Genomic DNA, 16774 nt, shown 5'->3' on the forward strand with positions numbered 1-16774 from the left:
CCCCTGCACCCCCGGCATTGCGCTGAAAACCTGCCGCTCCGCGGTCCGCTCCACTCCGGCTTCATCTGGCGGACCGGACGGGACTCGACGTCCCTGTCTCGACCCGCCCTCTGGCCGCCGTCCTGGCGGCCAGTCCTGGATGCGCGCCTGCGTTCTCGCCAGGTTTCCTTGATGCGCCCAACCCCCATGCGGTGAGTCCGTTATTCGTCAGTGGCTTTTCAGAGGCTGAAAGTCATAAAAAAGTTATATCCTTTATATTTCAGCCCGTATCAGCTCAGTTAGTGAATCAACCGAATCAGATTTTCGTTTAAACCACCGATAATGCGTTTGCCACAGGCAAATAAAACAAAAGATAACACCGATGATTTGCTTAAGTGAACGGCATTAGGCCCGAAAGTTGCGGATTTTAGTGCCTGTTCCCGACGCGAAGCGTTATTTCAGATATTCTCCGCTACGCAGCGCTTCGATACGTTTATCCAGCGGCGGGTGCGTCATAAACAGCTCGCTCATAGATTTCGCTTTACCATTGATGCAAAACGCCATCATACTGCTGGCTTCCTGCGGCTCGTAGCTGGTTTTCAGTCGCTGCAACGCGGCGATCATCTTCTCACGCCCCACCAGTTTTGCTGAACCGGCATCCGCGTGGAACTCACGGTAGCGGGAGAACCACATAGTGATAATGCTGGCCAGAATACCAAATACCAGCTCCAGTACCGTGGCAACCGCGAAGTAGATCAGCGGGTTACCGTTGCTGCTTTCCCCTTCATCACGGTTGCCGCCGAGGAAACCGGCCGCAATCTGCGCGATAACACGCGAGATAAAGATAACGAAGGTGTTTACGATCCCCTGAATCAACGTCATGGTGACCATATCACCATTTGCTACGTGGCTGATTTCGTGGGCAATAACCGCTTCTGCTTCATCACGACTCATATTCTGCAACAGCCCGGTGCTCACGGCGACCAGAGACGCATCGCGACGTGCGCCAGTTGCAAAAGCGTTAATATCTGGCGCATGGTAGATAGCCACCTGCGGCATAGCGATTCCCACCTGCTGTGCCTGCTGTGCGACAGTATTCATTAACCAGCGTTCGGTTTCGTTACGCGGTTGCTCAATAACTTCTCCACCCACCGATTTTAGCGCCATCCATTTCGACATCAGCAGCGAAACGACAGAACCGCCAAAACCAAACAACAGCGCCATGATCAGCAGCCCGGTCATGCTGCTTGACTGAATTCCCGTCAGACTTAGCACCAGCCCGAATACCACCATCACTGCCAGGTTGGTCAGCAGGAAAAGCGCGATTCGCATCATAATTTTCTTTTAACCTCAATTTAACAAAACGCACTATGCGATTACCCACATGGTATGGGTAGAACACCAATTTTCAACTATCAGGGGCGGCTAAGTCACCAGAAAGACACAACTTTACATTTTGTAGCATCTTGCTGACGCCCGGAAGAGAGGTTGACATTTTGTTGAGATTAAGCAAAAAACATCCGGATCATGGTGCGAGCGAAACGCGCGATGCCGTTCACAGGCCACAGATCTACATGGGGAAAAATGCGCTTTTCGCCAAAGCACGGCAAGAAAAAGGATAATTACCCAGGCGAATAAACCGGCGTAAAATCCCGGAGAGCGACTGAACTGACCGACATTGTGCCCACAGGACGCGCAGCAGTGAGTGAAATGAAAACGGGCACAATCACTTGTGCCCGTTGTATGCTTATTTACCGGCTGGCGGTTCCTTTTCCAGATGAGCCAGGTCAAGCGCAATATCAACCGTTTCATCGAGATACGGATCCGGCTCCTGGTAATCCTTCGGTAAATCTTCCAGTTTCTTCAGTAACGGTTTGCCTTCCCGTTTCAAGCGATCGTTAATGCGCGCCAGACGAATCGCATCATCTTCCTCATTCTCCTTTTCACGCTTCGCGTAGTTCAGAGAAACGATGTTGCGGTTGTCTTTCATCGCGTTATAGCGCGCAATATCCTTGATGATGTACTGGAACTCTGGATCTTTCGCGATACGCTGATCGTGGAGCCTCCGCAGTTCCGGCTCAAACGGCGTCAGATCGCCATATTTCACATAGCTTGCGGCGTTGACGCTATCCCACGGCAGCGCGTTATCTTCATACTTCTCGCCGGTTTCGCGTTCTTCGGTACCGGTCGGCATCATAATATCCGGCGTGACGCCCTTACGCTGCGTACTGCCGCCATTGATACGATAGAATTTCTGAATGGTGTACTGTACAGAGCCCAGAGCCGGCCAGTCCGGACGCAGCATCTGATCGTAAATTCGGTTCAGAGAACGATACTGCTGGACGGTCCCCTTGCCGAAGGTCGGCTCACCGACGATCAGCGCGCGACCGTAGTCCTGCATCGCTGCGGCGAAAATTTCAGACGCCGAGGCGCTGAAGCGGTCAACCAGCACAACCAGCGGACCTTTGTAATACACCACACCGTCTGTATCGCTGTCTTCGCGTACCTTACCGTTGTTATCGCGTACCTGAACAATCGGACCGGATGGAATAAACAGGCCGGAAAGCGAAACCGCTTCGGTCAGCGCGCCACCGCCGTTACTGCGCAGGTCGATAACAATGCTGCTGACGTTCTGTTTCTCCAGCTTCTGCAGTTGCACCTTCACGTCATCCGTCAGGCCGACATAGAACCCCGGGATATCCAGCACGCCAACTTTTTCCTTGCCGACGGTTTTGACTGACATTTTCACCGCACGGTCTTCAAGGCGAATACGTTCGCGCGTCAAAGTGATAATACGCGTTTTCGCGCCTTTACCGGCAGGCAGAATTTCCAGACGGACCTTGCTTCCCTTCGGCCCCTTAATCAACGCGACGACATCATCAAGACGCCAGCCAATCACGTCAACGATGCTTTTACCCGGCTGTCCAACGCCAACAATGCGGTCCCCCACACTGAGCGCTTTGCTTTTCGCCGCAGGACCTCCAGCAACCAGAGAGTTGATCACCGTGTAGTCATCATCCATCTGCAACACTGCGCCGATACCTTCCAGAGACAGGCTCATTTCCGTGTTGAACTGCTCGGTATTACGCGGTGAAAGGTAGTTAGTGTGCGGATCGATCTCGCGGGCAAAAGCGGTCATTGCCAGCGAAAAAACGTCTTCGCTGTTGGTTTGCGCCAGACGACGAATGGCAAATTTGTAGCGACGGGTTAAGGTTTCACGAATCTCTTTATCGTTTTTGCCCGCCAGCTTCAGGCTAAGCTGGTCAAACTTCACTTTCGCATCCCACAGCGCGTTCAACTCAGCCTCGTTTTTCGGCCAGGGCGCCTTGCTGCGATCAAGATTGAAGGTGTCATTGCCGGTGAAGTCCATCGGACGCTCCAGCACCTTCAGCGCATACTGATAGCGCTCGAAACGCCGCTTCTGCGCCAGGTTATACAGATCGTAAAAGACATCCAGCTTGCCGCTGCGCAGTTCATCACCGATTTGGTCCTTCCTGGTGGCGAACTGCGCGACATCGCTGGCTAACAGCACATTGTGACTGTAATCAAGCAGATTCAGATAACGATCGAAAATTTTCGCCGAAAAGGCATTATCGAGATCAAACTGGCGGTAGTGAGAACGGGTAAAGCGCGATGTCACGCGCTCGCTCACCGTCGCATGCTGCGGCTCTTCTTTCAGCAAGGGGATTTGATCAATCCGGGTGATATCATCTATGGCGAACGCATGGCCTGCTATAACCAGCAGGCCCGCCAACGCGGTGAGCTTAAAGAATTTGTTCATGCCTGCCCCGGCCTCCGTTTCAGAACACCAGGTGTTCTGCGCGTACAATCATTGACATACCAGAAGTCAGCTGTACACGAACGCCATCTTTGGTGATTTCCAGGACGGTGGCGTCCATTGCATTATTACCGGCTTTCACCTTCAGCGCCTGACCTACGGTCAATACTGACACATCTGATACAGGGGTATGACGCTCTTCACGGGGTGCCCTGGCCACCGCCGGGCGCGGTTTACGCGATTGTTCAGCGCCTTCTTTGCGACGCATCTGAGGACGCGGTTTACGTTGACGGCGAGCGCCCTCTTCTGACTGACCTGCGGCGGCGGCTTCACGTTTTTTCGCCTGCTGGGCCTCACGCTGCGCCTGAACGCGGGCTTTTGCTTCTTCCAGTTGCTGGCGGGCATGAGCGACATGCTGCTCTTCCAGTTCGCCGCAAGGATTGCCGTCGAGATCGACGCGGACAGCGCCGGGTTTAACGCCGTACAGATAACGCCAGCTCGAAGTATAGAGACGCAAAGCAGCGCGAAGTTGGGTTTTACTGAGATTCATCTCTCCGCCAACACGTTCGACGAGATCCTGAAAAATACCGACTTTCAGGGGGCGCGCTTCCCCTTCAGCGCTAAAACACTGAGGAAAACGTTCGGCCAGAAACGCAATGACTTCTTTACTGCTATTCAACTTAGGTTGATTTTCCATGAAATTTCCTGATTACAACGGACGTCGCCAACAAGCCGCAGGCATGAACAGGCGTCATTATAATGACGCCATCGCTAAATGCTACGTTATCCGTTGATTATCCTGCGGCGTGGGTAAATATTTTTTGATAATCAGTCGCAGAAATGCATTTTTCAAGCTGCGCAACCAGTTCGGTAAGCCCCTGTTCATCTTCAGCGGTGAAACGAGAGTAGTCCGTACTATCAATGTCCAGGACGCCGATCACCTGATTACGCACCCGCAGCGGAAAGACGATCTCAGAATTACTGGCGGCATCACAGGCAATGTGTCCGTCAAACGCGTGCACGTCCGCTACGCGCTGCACGCGATTCTGTGCAACCGCAGTACCGCAGACACCGCGGCCAACCGGAATACGCACGCAGGCCAGCTTGCCCTGGAACGGGCCAAGAACCAGCGTATTGCCTTCAAGCAGATAGAAACCCGCCCAGTTCACATTAGCCAGCCGCTCAAACAGCAGCGCGCTGGTATTGGCCATCATCGCCAAAAAACTGCTTTCACCTGCCATTAACGCCTGAAAATCGCGGTTCAGATCCGCGTAAAATTCTGATTTGTTCATTATTTATTCGCTTAGTTGCCTGACTACCTGACACGTACACTCTAATAAAATAAGCTTTAAATGCGTTCATGCTCAAGATGAATTCATTCCTGGGTTAAGATAGAGAGATACACTCATTCACGCACGTTATAAATGCCACTAAAAATATCCCGGATTACGCCAGCGAAAAAGATCGTCGTCCACGCGGTAAGCGAGCCCATTCTGCACGCCCATTACCAGCGCTGCGCGCAGTGCGATCTGCTCTTCCACTTACCGGTCCTTAAAAGGAATCAAAGCGCATGGTGCCCTCGCTGCAACGCTAAAATCCGTGATGGTCGTGACTGGTCGCTCTCCCGGCTGGGTAGCATGGCTATCACCATGCTACTGCTAATGCCTTTTGCCTGGACCGAGCCGCTTCTCCATTTGCACCTGCTTGGTGTCCGTATTGACGCTAACGTACTTCAGGGGATCTGGCAAATGACCAGCCAGGGAGATCCGCTGACGGCAGCGATGGTGCTGTTTTGCGCTATCGTCGCGCCGGTTCTGCTGGTCGTCTCCATCGCTTATCTGTGGCTAGGTAACGTGCTGGGAATGAATCTGCGCCCGGTTTTGCTGATGCTGGAGCGGCTCAAAGAGTGGGTCATGTTAGACATTTATCTGGTCGGCATCGGCGTCGCCGCCATCAAGGTGCAGGATTATGCGTTCCTGCAACCGGGAATCGGGCTTATCGCGTTTATCTCCCTGACGTTGCTCAGTATCCTGACGCTCATTCATCTGAATGTCGAGGAGCTATGGACGCGTTTTTACCCCACTCGCCCGGCGCAGCAGCCGGATAGTCGCTTACAAGTTTGCCCTGGCTGCCATTATACCGGCCATCGCGATAACCGTGGCCGCTGCCGCCGCTGCCATACGCCTCTGCACCACAGGAAACCGCAGAGCCTGCAAAAGAGTTGGGCGGCGCTGCTTGCCTCGATGGTTTTTTTGATTCCGGCGAACCTGCTGCCGATATCGATTATCTACATCAACGGTACCCGCCAGGATGACACTATCATTTCCGGCATTATGTCGCTGGCGAACAACAACATCGCCATCGCTGGCGTGGTTTTTATTGCCAGTATTCTGGTGCCGTTCACTAAAGTTATTGTGTTATTTACGCTACTGCTCAGCATACAATTTAAATGCGAACAGGGGCTACGTACCCGCATCCGGCTATTGCGGCTGATTACCTGGATTGGTCGCTGGTCAATGCTGGATCTTTTTGTCATTGCATTAACCATGTCGCTAATCAATCGCGATCAGCTCCTCGCGTTTACGATGGGGCCCGCCGCGGTCTATTTTGGCGCCGCAGTGATATTAACTATCCTCGCTGTAGAATGGCTGGACAGCCGCTTACTTTGGGACGCACATGAGTCAGGAAACGCCCGCTTCGACGACTGAAGCCAAAATCAAAACTAAACGCCGCATCTCGCCATTCTGGTTACTGCCGGTCATTGCGCTCCTGATTGCCGGTTGGCTCATCTGGACCAGCTACCAAAATCACGGCACGACGATCACCATCGACTTCCAGTCAGCTAATGGTATCGTGCCGGGGCGCACGCCCATCCGCTACCAGGGGGTGGAAGTCGGCACGGTAGAGAATATCTCTCTGAGCAAAGATCTGAGCAAGATCGAAGTTTCAGCCAGCATCAAAGGGGATATGAAAGATGCATTGCGCAAGGATACACAATTCTGGCTGGTGACGCCGAAAGCCTCTCTTGCCGGCGTCTCAGGCCTTGATGCGCTGGTCGGCGGGAACTATATCGGCATGATGCCCGGCCAGGGCGATCCGGAAGATCACTTTGTCGCCCTCGATACCCAGCCGCAATACCACATTAATAACGGCGAGCTGATGATTCACCTCAAGTCGGCGGATTTAGGCGCGTTAACCAGCGGCTCACTGGTCTATTTCCGCAAGATTCCCGTCGGCCGGGTTTATGACTTCGCCATTAATCCCAACAATCAGGGCGTGACGATTGATGTTCTGATTGAACGTCGGTTCACCAATCTGGTGAAAAAAGACAGCCGTTTCTGGAACGTTTCCGGGGTTAAGGCAGACATCAGCTTAAGCGGCGCGAAAGTCCAGTTGGAAAGTCTTTCCGCGCTGGTTAACGGCGCTATTGCCTTTGATTCACCGAATAATTCGCCACAGGCCCAACAAAATAGCGACTACCGGCTATATGACGATCTGGCCCACAGCCAGCGCGGCGTCGTAATTAAACTGGAACTTACCGATGGCGCGGGACTCAAAGCGGGCTCCACGCCGCTGATGTATCAGGGCCTGGAGGTTGGTCTGCTTAGCAAGCTGAATCTGAATGCCGACGGGAAAGTGACCGGTGAAATGACTGTCGACCCGAGCGTCGTCGGACTGCTGCGTGAGAAGACATTGATTCAGATGAAAAAACCGAAAATTTCTCTGGAGAATCCTGATATCAGCGCGCTGTTGACCGGACCGACCTTCGAACTGATTCCCGGTGAAGGCGAGCCGCGCGACCACTTTGTGGTTCTGCCGGCCGATAAATCGCTGCTCGAAGAGCCGAATGTCGCTACGGTGACGCTGAACGCGTCGGAAAGCTATGGTATCAATGTCGGACAGCCGTTGATCCTGCACGGCGTGCAAATCGGTCAGGTGCTGGAACGCGAACTGCACGCCGATGGCGTAACCTTCCAGGTGGCCGTGATGCCGGAATATCGTTCTCTGATTCATGGCGACAGCAAATTCGTGGTCAACAGCCGTATTGATGTCAAAGTTGGCCTCGACGGCGTACAGCTCCTTGGCGCCAGCGCCAGCGAGTGGCTCAACGGCGGCATTCGGATTATTCCGGGCAGTAAAGGGGAGATGCAACGCCACTATCCGCTGTACGCTAATCAGGAAAAAGCGCAGGAAAACAGCCTGAGCGACGTGCCCACCACTACCCTCAGCCTCTCCGCAGAGACGCTGCCGGACATACAGGCAGGCTCCGTGGTGCTGTATCGTAAATTTGCGGTAGGCGAAATCATCAGCGTCCGGCCACGGAAAAACGCCTTTGAGATCGATATCCATATCCAGCCGGAATACCATCATTTGCTGACCAGCAACAGCGTATTCTGGGCCGAAGGCGGCGCCAAAGTTCAGCTTAACGGCAGCGGTCTGACGGTCCAGGCCTCCCCGCTTTCCCGCGCGCTGAAAGGAGCAATCAGTTTTGATAACCTCAGCGGCGCCAGTTCCGGCGCGCGTATCGATAATAAACGCATTCTGTATGCATCGGAAGCCGCCGCCCGTGCGGTCGGCGGACAAATCACCCTGCATGCGTTCGACGCCGGAAAAATGAAGGAAGGTATGCCGATTCGCTATCTGGGGATTGATATCGGCCAGATCCAATCATTGAATTTAATTACCGCCAAAAACGAAGTACAGGCGAAGGCCGTTCTGTACCCGGAATACGTTAATACGTTTGCCCGCGCAGGGACCCGTTTCTCCGTGATTACGCCGCAAATTTCCGCAGCCGGTGTCGAGAATCTCGATACCCTGTTCCAGGCCTATATCAACGTCGAACCCGGCCGTGGCGCACCGAGTCGTGATTTCGAAATTCAGGAAACCACGATTAGCGATTCACGTTATATCGACGGTCTGAGCATTATCGTGGAAGCCCCGGAAGCGGGTTCACTGGGTATCGGTACGCCGGTGCTATTCCGTGGGCTTGAAGTCGGGACGGTGACCGGTCTGACGCTTGGCTCAATGTCGGATCGGGTGATGGTGAAACTGCGCATCAGTAAACGTTATCAGTATCTGGTACGCAACAACTCCGTATTCTGGCTGGCTTCCGGCTATAGCCTCGATTTTGGCCTGATTGGCGGAGTGGTAAAAACCGGAACCTTTAATCAGTTTATTCGCGGCGGTATCGCTTTTGCGACGCCGCCGGGTACGCCGCTGGCGCCGAAAGCACAGGATGGCAAACATTTCCTGCTGCTGGAGAGTGAACCAAAAGAGTGGCGCGAATGGGGTACCGCTCTGCCACGTTAACACCAAAGGCTCCGGTGTCCGATGCCGGAGCCTTTATGGTAAACTGCGTCCCCTTATTTTGTTGTGGTGCGCACCTCGTGGCTCAAAACCCTGTCTATCTCCCTGAAGAATTCCTCGCTCAAATGCGTGCGGCGATGCCAGCGCATCTCTCTTTCGCTGACTTTATCGACGCCTGCCAGCGTCCGCTGCGCCGAAGCATTCGTGTCAATACGCTGAAAATCACCGTCGCTGACTTTTTGCAACGGGTTGCCCCCTACGGCTGGCAACTGACGCCAGTGCCCTGGTGCGAAGAAGGTTTTTGGATCGAACGCGAAGACACTGACGCCGTGCCGCTTGGCAGTACGGCGGAACATCTCAGCGGGCTGTTTTATATTCAGGAAGCCAGCTCCATGCTGCCGGTCGCCGCGCTGTTTGCGGACAATGAAATGCCGCAGCGAGTAATGGACGTCGCCGCCGCGCCGGGGTCCAAAACGACGCAAATTGCCGCACGGATGAACAATGAAGGCGGGATTCTGGCGAATGAATATTCCGCCAGTCGGGTCAAAGTGCTGCATGCCAATATCAGCCGCTGCGGTATCGGCAACGTGGCGCTAACGCATTTTGATGGCCGGGTATTCGGCGCCGCGCTGCCGGAGTGTTTTGACGCTATTCTGCTCGATGCGCCCTGCTCCGGCGAAGGCGTGGTGCGTAAAGATCCCGATGCGCTGAAAAACTGGTCGCCGGAAAGCAACGAGGAAATCGCACGAACCCAGCGTGAACTGATCGATAGCGCATTCCACGCGCTTCGCCCGGGCGGCACGCTGGTCTACTCCACCTGTACCCTGAACCGGCAGGAAAACGAAGATGTGGTCAACGGACTATTAGCCCGCTTCCCGCAGGCCGCGGAAGTGTTGCCGCTCGGTTCGCTGTTCCCGCAGGCTAACGAGGCGCTGACCGAAGAGGGATTCCTGCACGTCTTCCCGCAGATTTTTGACTGCGAAGGCTTCTTTGTCGCCCGACTGCGTAAAACCGCCGCCATCGAACCACTCCCCACTCCCGGCTATAAGGTTGGCAAATTTCCGTTCACCCCGCTGAAAAATCGTGAATCTGCCGCCGTTACCGCCGCTGCCGCCGCTATTGGCCTGCGGTGGGACGCCAGCCATACACTCTGGCAGCGTGATAAAGAAATCTGGCTGTTTCCCCGGGCGCTCGACGCATTATTTGGTAAAGTTCGTTTCTCCCGTATCGGGATTCGTCTTGCCGAAACGCACAATAAAGGCTACCGCTGGCAACATGAAGCGATTATTGCCTTTGCCGCGCCAGCTGCGCCTTTTGAACTGACCCAGGCCGAGGCGGAAGAGTGGTATCGCGGTCGCGACATCTACCCTGAAACGCTCCCGCTGCAGGACGATGTCATTGTCACTTTTCAGGGCGCGCCGCTGGGACTGGCGAAAAAAGTGGGATCGCGTTTAAAAAATAGCTATCCCCGCGAACTGGTCCGCGACGGGAAGCTGTTTAGCGGCAAGTCGTGATGCGGCGCATAAAAACCGCATTTTTTCACTGGCGGTTTTCGCACGTTTGTCTACGCTGAAAAATGTCGGCCCTTGACTGGTCGTACCACAATTCAGCAGATAAACGGGGTTAATTTATGACTAAAACCAGCGTACGTATCGGCGCGTTTGAAATCGATGACGCCGAACTGCATGGCGAACAGCAGGGAGAGCGAACGTTAAGCATTCCCTGTAAATCCGATCCGGATTTATGCATGCAACTTGATGCATGGGACGCAGACACCAGCATACCCGCCATACTTGATGGCGAACATTCCGTCCTCTACCGTAAGCACTATGACCGCCAGTCCGACGCCTGGGTCATGCGCCTTGCCTGATCCAATGAACCCGTCGCCTCAGACGGGTTATTTGTTCCCCCTTAACCTGACATCTCCTACACTTATTCATATGTTTTCTCAGAGATGAGGGCAGAATGTTTGCCTTAGTGCTGTTTATTTGCTACCTGGATGGCGGCTGCGAAAACATCGTCGTGGATGTTTACGATAACGAACGGCAGTGTATCAACGCGATGAACGATCAGCGGATACGCCACGGCGGCTGCTTTCCTGTAGAAGATTTTATTGATCGTTTCTGGCTTCCCGCCCGCGAATACAGCGACTTTTAACCTGCCTGCTGTAGCGCCACCAGGGTTAGCGCCCCACCAAACACCGCCCCGGTGTCAATATAGTGCTGGTTATCATAGTCATAGCGCCGTTTAAGCGGCGTATGACCGAACCAGAAATGGTCCGCGCCGGTCATCGCGTGGTGACGCCCGGCCAGATGGTTGTTAAGGCGTTGCCGATTCCACAATACCTGCAGCTCATCCACCGGCTGCTGCCAGCAATACACCGCTGCCGGATAATCAGCATGGGCAATCACATGCACCTGCTCGCCGCTGTGAAGTTCAATAATCAGCGGCAGACGGCGGCAACGGCCAATCATCTCCGCGAGCCGCCGCCGCTGGTTCGGCGAACTTTGCCTGTACCAGTTTCCGCCGTTCATCTCCCAGAGCATCATGTCGCTGCTCGCCAGCGCCTCCAGCGCCATCTGCTCATGGTTTCCGCGCACCGCGTAAAACCAGCGGCAGCCCAGTAAATTCAGACACTGCGCACTTTGCGGCCCGCGATCGATCAGATCGCCTACCGAGAGAAGCAGATCCTGGTAAGGGTTAAACTTTCGCTCACGCAGCGCAGCAACAAGCGGCGTAAAGCAGCCATGCAGATCGCCGACCAGCCAGATATTACGCCACGCGGAACCGTCAATGCGCTGATACATATTTCATCCTCCTGGCATAATGACGGGGAAATTACTCCACTTCCCGCCGATAATCTTTACACCTCAATCAATTTTAAACGAAAACAAAATATAGTTCGCCAGGACATTAAGCTCATCACGCTATATCCATAGAATACAGGCCAGATAACAACGAGGTATTCACCGTGACGGATAACAGCCTGCATTCAGCTAATGTCGTTGAACGACATCAAAATCTTATTGCCGACCTGGTAATGGGCCGACTGACTCCCGCGCCGATCTGGCTCAAACGTCATTACCGGCTTAAGTTTTTGCTGCGCACGGCTTTATTTTATGCGCCAACGCGCGATATGCTGGATAATTTGTCAGCGCGCGCGGACTTCAACCAGCTCCTCTCCGCCCAGGGAACCTTGCCGGGAAAAGTCCATCGCCAGTATTTGATTCGCGGATTCAGCGCTCGCCAGCGTGCGCAGGCAATCATTAGCCACTATCAGTTTATCGATTCACTCCCCGGTTCACGTCTTGCCTGCGCGATGACCTCGGCAAAAGAGATGCCGCTGCTTATACTCACAGGCAAAGATGATCACCGGTTTACCCTCTCCGCCTCCTCGGCGGGAAAAGCGGAGCGCGAGGGAGAGACGACCCTGTGGCTGCACGATAGCGATCAAACCCTGCTCGCCAGCGCCACCTTCAGCGTTATCCGCCAGCAGGCGCAATGGCAATTGATCATCGGCGGTCTACAGGGCCCGCGCAGTCATATCCCCCATGAGGTCATTAAACGGGCGACTCGCGCCTGCTATGGTCTGTTTCCGAAACGTTTACTGCTGGAGTTCATCTGGCTGCTGGCCGCGCATTGCAACATTCAGCGCATTTACGGGGTGAGCGATAACGGTCACGTTTTCCGTGCGCTACGCTACAGGCTGAGCAAAGGACGCCACTTTCACGCCAGCTACGATGAGTTCTGGCAATCTATTGAGGGTATTGCGGATGGGGATCTGTGCTGGCGTTTACCGCTCCGGCTGGAAAGAAAGAAACTGGAAAATATTGCCAGTAAGAAACGCGCCGAATATCGCCGTCGCTTCCAGTTGCTGGACGATATGGCTTCCCGGATGACGAGGCTCATGGATTAACATGACACGCCAGCGCGCCCCCGCCATCCTTAACAGTGCCTGTTCCACAGGATAAATGCCGTTTGGTGTCGCGGCGTTTGCATCCGTTACGAGGTTTTCGTTACTATCATGACTTCATTGCACGCTTCCCGAGCACCTATTGCCGTTATGAGCAAAACAGAAATCCTCCTTCTGGCTATCCTGTTGACTATTTTAGCCTCTGCGCTCTGGTTTATTCTTAGCAATGAAATCTGGATCCTGGTGAGTTATCTCGAAAGCTGGCTATATCCGACTTTTGTGGCGCCAGAATAAAGGCCCTGTGGCAATTTGTATGCCCGCCGTATCCTGCCGTACCGTTCGGGTAGTAAACACCCTGATGAAATAACCGCATGAAGTGTTAACGCATTTTCCTGTCCGCTGTTTTATTTGTCATACAAATGTGTATACTGAGCGACTTCCGATGTTGGCCCATAAACTTCACCTGCACTATGGGCCTGATTACGTGCAGGTGTTTTCTTTTCTTCTTAACTCTTTTTAGTCAGTTTTTTGTTGCAATGCTGTCCAGGGTTCACTTACAAATTCTCACCTTGCCTCTCCCCGCCGGTAAAACAAAAAGCAACATGAGAAATCACGCCTTTTCGCAGCAAAACTGCGCGTTAATCCGCCAAATCGAAGACCATTAACAAACCACCGAAGGATGGTCTGCTCTCAAGAATTCCCCATGCTCACAGAATATCCGCACTCTCACGGCGCGGAGCAGAGTATGGTCAGACCGAATACGGATATTCGGGTAATATTGTTCAGTTCCAGAAAAGCATTCAAAACATACAGATAAAAAGAGACCGAACACGATTCCTGTATTCGGTCCAGGGAAATGGCTCTTGGGAGAGAGCCGTGCGCTAAAAGTTGGCATTAATGCAGGCTAAGTCGCCTTGCCTTATAAGCGTAGTTTACCGCGTCAGGTTTTCCAGTCCGCGACAAAAGTGGACGAATAATTCCTGACATATGCGCCAGGAGCAACAAAAAAACCGCCCCTCCCGAACAGGGATAATGGCGGTTTTTTGACTGCGAAGACTGCGAATATAGCCAGATGCAAATATCGATCAACAGAGTTTCTGCGCACGCGCAATAAATGGCGTGAGAGGCATTTTGTGTCCTGGTCGCTGCGGATCGTCAATCTGGATCACCGAAATCGGCTGCGCGTTGATCGTGCCCGCTTTCATCTGCTGCTCGGCCACTTCATTCAGCGGATACTGCACCAAAGTGCTGGGGTTAATCGCGAATAGCGCATTGCCCGGACGGCAGGTCAGCATCACCTCTTCCCGATTAAACGCCCAGTTCTCCTTACCCACTTCAAAGCGGCTCACGGTAATCACCTGCGGCGCGGCCAGCGCGGCGCCAGAACTTGCCAGTAACAACATTGTCAGAACGATTTTTTTCATGATTTAACCCGTTAATTCAGTAAGGCTCCCAGGTGGCAAACAGGCTGACGGCAAACAGCGCCAGCGCGCCCAGCGCGATTTCTATCTGCGTTGTACGCACAATGAGCCGCTGCGCCCGCGTTCCGTTTACCGACATCCGGGGCACCAGAACATACCGGTTCCCCAGCGCAATTGCCACCATTGCCGCCACCAGAACACATTTGAACAACAGCATTCGTCCCCAGGGCGACGCGCTGATAAGCCCGCCCTGAATAAACAACGCATTCACCATCCCGCTGACGATGGTACCGGCGACCGCCAGATGCCCATAGCGAGAAAAGCGCATCATGGTCGAAATGGCTAACTGCCGCCAGCGGCCATGTGCCAGGCGCAGACAGTAGAGAAACGGCAGTAAACCGCCAAACCAACTGGCGACAAAAAACAGATGCGCCGCGTGATTTGTCCGCTGGGCGACTCCCCGGAGCCCCTCATTCATCGCCGCATGGCCGACAGCCGCCAACAACAGCAATTGCGCAGCAAGAAGTATCAGCAGCAAACGGGCCGGACGCCGGGGCTTCAGCCACACCACAACCAGCGCCACGAAAGCCAGCAAAATTTGCCACACCCACACGCCGCCGAACTGCGTCCCGGCAACCGCCTGCCAGATAGCAGGCTGCCAGACATCCTGCCAGCCATTGCCCATCAAACCGCCCTGCGCCATCAACATCAGCAACGCCGACAGAGCGTTGATCAGTAACAGATGGCGCATCAGCGGATAGAAACGCCGCATCAGCAAACGACGAAGTGCCGAAGGCGCCCACCACGCACCATAAAGCACACAGCCAAAAGTGACCATCAGCGAGAGGAAATGGATAAAGCGCAGGCAGACATAAATGCCGCTAAGCATGAGGCTATTTCACGCGAAAGGTATAGTGTCCTTTCGTTTTGTGGCCATCCACGGAGACCACGTGCCACTCAACGGTATACTCGCCCGAGGTTAATGTCTGTTCGACAGGCACCGTCAGTTGGGCTTTATTACTGTCGCTGCGGCGCAGTTTGCCAAGGGCGATGGACTTATGCTGCGGCCCGCTAAGGGTAACTCCGCTAAACTGTGTTTCGATCCCTTCTGAAAAGTTCAGCGTCAGCGCCTGCGGTGACGCCTCCACAACGGCCCCGGCCGCCGGAAGCGGTTGTTGCAGATGGGCATGAGCCAGTGCGCCAGCAGCGGTCAGGCCGCCGGCGAGAAATACGGACAGACGCAGCATGCGTCCAGCGATGGTTGGCATAGTCAACATTCCTTTTTGTTATGTATGTAGCACAGAGAATAACCCTGTATAATGATGCAGTCGAGCTAAGCGTATGAGACTTGCCTTTTTGCCGCGTGCTGAGTACTTTTTGCGGCATTATCAGAGGAGAAACCAATGGAAAAGAATCTGGCGAAGATTTCCCAGCATGAGATGGACAAAGTCAATGTCGATCTCGCCGCGGCAGGCGTCGCGTTTAAAGAACGCTACAATATGCCGGTGGTCGCCGATCTCGTCGAAAGAGAGCAGCCCGAAAATCTGCGCGACTGGTTTCGCGAACGTCTGACCGCTCATCGTCTGGCTTCGGTTTCGCTCTCTCGCCTGCCCTATGAACCGAAACAGAAATAATTCCCGTCACTTGCTGGTATCCCGGTTGGCAAGCCCCGCACATTCCATTACGCTGGTTCCTTTGGCCTGGAGCGAGCCATGCTACGCGTAATTGATACAGAAACCTGCGGATTGCAGGGAGGCATCGTTGAAATCGCCTCGGTAGATATTGTCGACGGGCAAATCACCAACCCCATGAGCCACCTGGTTCGCCCCGACCGCCCCATCACCCCGCAGGCAATGGCAATCCATCGTATAACTGAAGAGATGGTCGCGGATAAGCCGTGGATCGAAGAGATTGTGCCGTTATACAGGGGGAGTCAGTGGTATGTCGCGCATAACGCCAGCTTTGACCGCCGGGTATTACCGGAAATGCAGGGCGAGTGGATTTGCACGATGAAGCTGGCCCGCCGCCTGTGGCCAGGAATTAAGTACAGCAACATGGGGTTGTATAAATCGCGCAAGCTCAGCGTCGCCACCCCGCCAGGTCTGCACCACCACCGGGCGCTGTATGACTGCTATATTACCGCCGCTCTGCTGCTTGATATTATCAAAACGTCCGGCTGGTCACCGGACGAGATGGCGGCCATAACCGGCCGCCCGACGCTGCTCTCTACCTTTACCTTCGGTAAGTATCGCGGTAAGCCTGTCTCAGAAGTGGCGGAAAACGATCCCGGCTATTTACGCTGGTTATTCAATAACCTGGATCGAATGAGCCCCGAACTGCGCCTGACGCTTAAGCACTACCTCGGTGAGTAACCCG

At 54.0% G+C, this 16774-nt stretch carries 17 protein-coding genes; 9 read left to right on the plus strand and 8 right to left on the minus strand.

Annotated features, from left to right (window positions below; all coding sequences use genetic code 11):
* Positions 1–432: 432 nt before the first annotated feature.
* From htpX to FE839_RS14265, 4 genes are all read right to left on the minus strand, one after another.
* The gene (gene htpX, locus FE839_RS14250; RefSeq protein WP_138361461.1) at positions 433–1314 is read right to left on the minus strand and encodes a protease HtpX; all 882 of its coding nucleotides are present in this window, start codon (positions 1312–1314) and stop codon (positions 433–435) included.
* Positions 1315–1726: 412 nt separating this feature from the next.
* Complete coding sequence (gene prc, locus FE839_RS14255) at positions 1727–3760, minus strand: carboxy terminal-processing peptidase (protein ID WP_138361462.1); 2034 nt, start codon at positions 3758–3760, stop codon at positions 1727–1729.
* Between the two features lie 19 nt (positions 3761–3779).
* Entirely contained in the window at positions 3780–4454 is a 675-nt protein-coding gene (gene proQ / locus FE839_RS14260) for an RNA chaperone ProQ (protein WP_138361463.1), read from the minus strand.
* A gap of 97 nt (positions 4455–4551) precedes the next feature.
* A complete protein-coding gene (locus FE839_RS14265; RefSeq protein ID WP_138361464.1) occupies positions 4552–5049 on the minus strand; it encodes a GAF domain-containing protein in 498 nt (165 codons plus the stop codon).
* A 132-nt stretch (positions 5050–5181) separates the two neighbouring features.
* Here FE839_RS14265 and yebS point away from each other — a divergent pair, with 132 nt between their 5' ends.
* The 5 genes from yebS (at position 5182) to FE839_RS14290 (ending at position 11221) form a co-directional block, all read left to right on the plus strand.
* Positions 5182–6465: a membrane integrity lipid transport subunit YebS gene (gene yebS, locus FE839_RS14270; protein WP_138361465.1), complete on the plus strand. Its 1284-nt coding sequence runs from the start codon at positions 5182–5184 to the stop codon at positions 6463–6465.
* Positions 6434–9067, plus strand: a complete 2634-nt coding sequence (locus FE839_RS14275; RefSeq protein WP_138361466.1) for a PqiB family protein — start codon at positions 6434–6436, stop codon at positions 9065–9067. Before yebS ends, FE839_RS14275 begins: the two co-directional genes overlap by 32 nt.
* Before the next feature lie 77 nt (positions 9068–9144).
* The gene (gene rsmF, locus FE839_RS14280) at positions 9145–10578 is read left to right on the plus strand and encodes a 16S rRNA (cytosine(1407)-C(5))-methyltransferase RsmF (RefSeq protein ID WP_138361467.1); all 1434 of its coding nucleotides are present in this window, start codon (positions 9145–9147) and stop codon (positions 10576–10578) included.
* A gap of 116 nt (positions 10579–10694) precedes the next feature.
* Positions 10695–10934, plus strand: a complete 240-nt coding sequence (locus FE839_RS14285; protein WP_138361468.1) for a YebV family protein — start codon at positions 10695–10697, stop codon at positions 10932–10934.
* A 95-nt stretch (positions 10935–11029) separates the two neighbouring features.
* Positions 11030–11221 carry a YdfD/YebW family protein gene (locus FE839_RS14290; protein WP_138361469.1) on the plus strand — a complete coding sequence of 64 codons (192 nt, stop codon included), beginning with the start codon at positions 11030–11032 and terminating at the stop codon, positions 11219–11221.
* Here FE839_RS14290 and pphA read toward each other — a convergent pair.
* Positions 11218–11871 (minus strand): protein-serine/threonine phosphatase, encoded by a 654-nt coding sequence (gene pphA / locus FE839_RS14295; protein WP_138361470.1) that lies wholly within the window; start codon positions 11869–11871, stop codon positions 11218–11220. The genes FE839_RS14290 and pphA overlap by 4 nt on opposite strands.
* A gap of 164 nt (positions 11872–12035) precedes the next feature.
* Here pphA and FE839_RS14300 point away from each other — a divergent pair, with 164 nt between their 5' ends.
* Both FE839_RS14300 and FE839_RS24675 read left to right on the plus strand, forming a co-directional pair.
* Positions 12036–12980 (plus strand): VirK/YbjX family protein, encoded by a 945-nt coding sequence (locus tag FE839_RS14300; RefSeq protein WP_138361471.1) that lies wholly within the window; start codon positions 12036–12038, stop codon positions 12978–12980.
* Positions 12981–13127: 147 nt separating this feature from the next.
* Positions 13128–13271 carry an Ecr family regulatory small membrane protein gene (locus FE839_RS24675; protein ID WP_171034888.1) on the plus strand — a complete coding sequence of 48 codons (144 nt, stop codon included), beginning with the start codon at positions 13128–13130 and terminating at the stop codon, positions 13269–13271.
* A gap of 791 nt (positions 13272–14062) precedes the next feature.
* Here the strand turns inward: FE839_RS24675 and FE839_RS14305 are convergent.
* From FE839_RS14305 to yobA, 3 genes are read right to left on the minus strand one after another with little or no spacing between them, the layout of a single operon-like run.
* Positions 14063–14401, minus strand: coding sequence for a YebY family protein (locus FE839_RS14305; RefSeq protein ID WP_171034889.1), 339 nt, complete (start codon positions 14399–14401; stop codon positions 14063–14065).
* Between the two features lie 16 nt (positions 14402–14417).
* Positions 14418–15287, minus strand: coding sequence for a copper homeostasis membrane protein CopD (gene copD / locus FE839_RS14310; RefSeq protein ID WP_138361473.1), 870 nt, complete (start codon positions 15285–15287; stop codon positions 14418–14420).
* A 4-nt stretch (positions 15288–15291) separates the two neighbouring features.
* Entirely contained in the window at positions 15292–15666 is a 375-nt protein-coding gene (yobA, locus tag FE839_RS14315) for a CopC domain-containing protein YobA (RefSeq protein ID WP_138361474.1), read from the minus strand.
* Positions 15667–15801: 135 nt separating this feature from the next.
* Between yobA and FE839_RS14320 the strand changes: the two genes are divergently transcribed.
* Together FE839_RS14320 and exoX are read left to right on the plus strand one after the other, a co-directional pair.
* Positions 15802–16032, plus strand: coding sequence for a DNA polymerase III subunit theta (locus tag FE839_RS14320; RefSeq protein ID WP_138361475.1), 231 nt, complete (start codon positions 15802–15804; stop codon positions 16030–16032).
* Positions 16033–16110: 78 nt separating this feature from the next.
* Complete coding sequence (gene exoX / locus FE839_RS14325) at positions 16111–16770, plus strand: exodeoxyribonuclease X (RefSeq protein WP_138361476.1); 660 nt, start codon at positions 16111–16113, stop codon at positions 16768–16770.
* The last annotated feature ends 4 nt before the right edge of the window (positions 16771–16774 follow it).

Source organism: Klebsiella indica, assembly GCF_005860775.1.
Classification (GTDB): Bacteria; Pseudomonadota; Gammaproteobacteria; order Enterobacterales; family Enterobacteriaceae; genus Klebsiella; species Klebsiella indica.

What these genes read in the sequence shown, in the direction of transcription:
- pphA (WP_138361470.1), bottom strand. Translation starts at nt 11,871, where the DNA reads ATGTATCAGCGCATTGACGGTTCCGCGTGGCGTAATATCTGGCTGGTC.
- FE839_RS14290 (WP_138361469.1), top strand. Translation starts at nt 11,030, where the DNA reads ATGTTTGCCTTAGTGCTGTTTATTTGCTACCTGGATGGCGGCTGCGAA.
- yobA (WP_138361474.1), bottom strand. Translation starts at nt 15,666, where the DNA reads ATGCCAACCATCGCTGGACGCATGCTGCGTCTGTCCGTATTTCTCGCC.
- copD (WP_138361473.1), bottom strand. Translation starts at nt 15,287, where the DNA reads ATGCTTAGCGGCATTTATGTCTGCCTGCGCTTTATCCATTTCCTCTCG.
- exoX (WP_138361476.1), top strand. Translation starts at nt 16,111, where the DNA reads ATGCTACGCGTAATTGATACAGAAACCTGCGGATTGCAGGGAGGCATC.
- FE839_RS24675 (WP_171034888.1), top strand. Translation starts at nt 13,128, where the DNA reads ATGAGCAAAACAGAAATCCTCCTTCTGGCTATCCTGTTGACTATTTTA.
- FE839_RS14285 (WP_138361468.1), top strand. Translation starts at nt 10,695, where the DNA reads ATGACTAAAACCAGCGTACGTATCGGCGCGTTTGAAATCGATGACGCC.
- FE839_RS14320 (WP_138361475.1), top strand. Translation starts at nt 15,802, where the DNA reads ATGGAAAAGAATCTGGCGAAGATTTCCCAGCATGAGATGGACAAAGTC.
- htpX (WP_138361461.1), bottom strand. Translation starts at nt 1,314, where the DNA reads ATGATGCGAATCGCGCTTTTCCTGCTGACCAACCTGGCAGTGATGGTG.
- FE839_RS14275 (WP_138361466.1), top strand. Translation starts at nt 6,434, where the DNA reads ATGAGTCAGGAAACGCCCGCTTCGACGACTGAAGCCAAAATCAAAACT.
- prc (WP_138361462.1), bottom strand. Translation starts at nt 3,760, where the DNA reads ATGAACAAATTCTTTAAGCTCACCGCGTTGGCGGGCCTGCTGGTTATA.
- FE839_RS14305 (WP_171034889.1), bottom strand. Translation starts at nt 14,401, where the DNA reads ATGAAAAAAATCGTTCTGACAATGTTGTTACTGGCAAGTTCTGGCGCC.
- proQ (WP_138361463.1), bottom strand. Translation starts at nt 4,454, where the DNA reads ATGGAAAATCAACCTAAGTTGAATAGCAGTAAAGAAGTCATTGCGTTT.
- yebS (WP_138361465.1), top strand. Translation starts at nt 5,182, where the DNA reads ATGCCACTAAAAATATCCCGGATTACGCCAGCGAAAAAGATCGTCGTC.
- FE839_RS14265 (WP_138361464.1), bottom strand. Translation starts at nt 5,049, where the DNA reads ATGAACAAATCAGAATTTTACGCGGATCTGAACCGCGATTTTCAGGCG.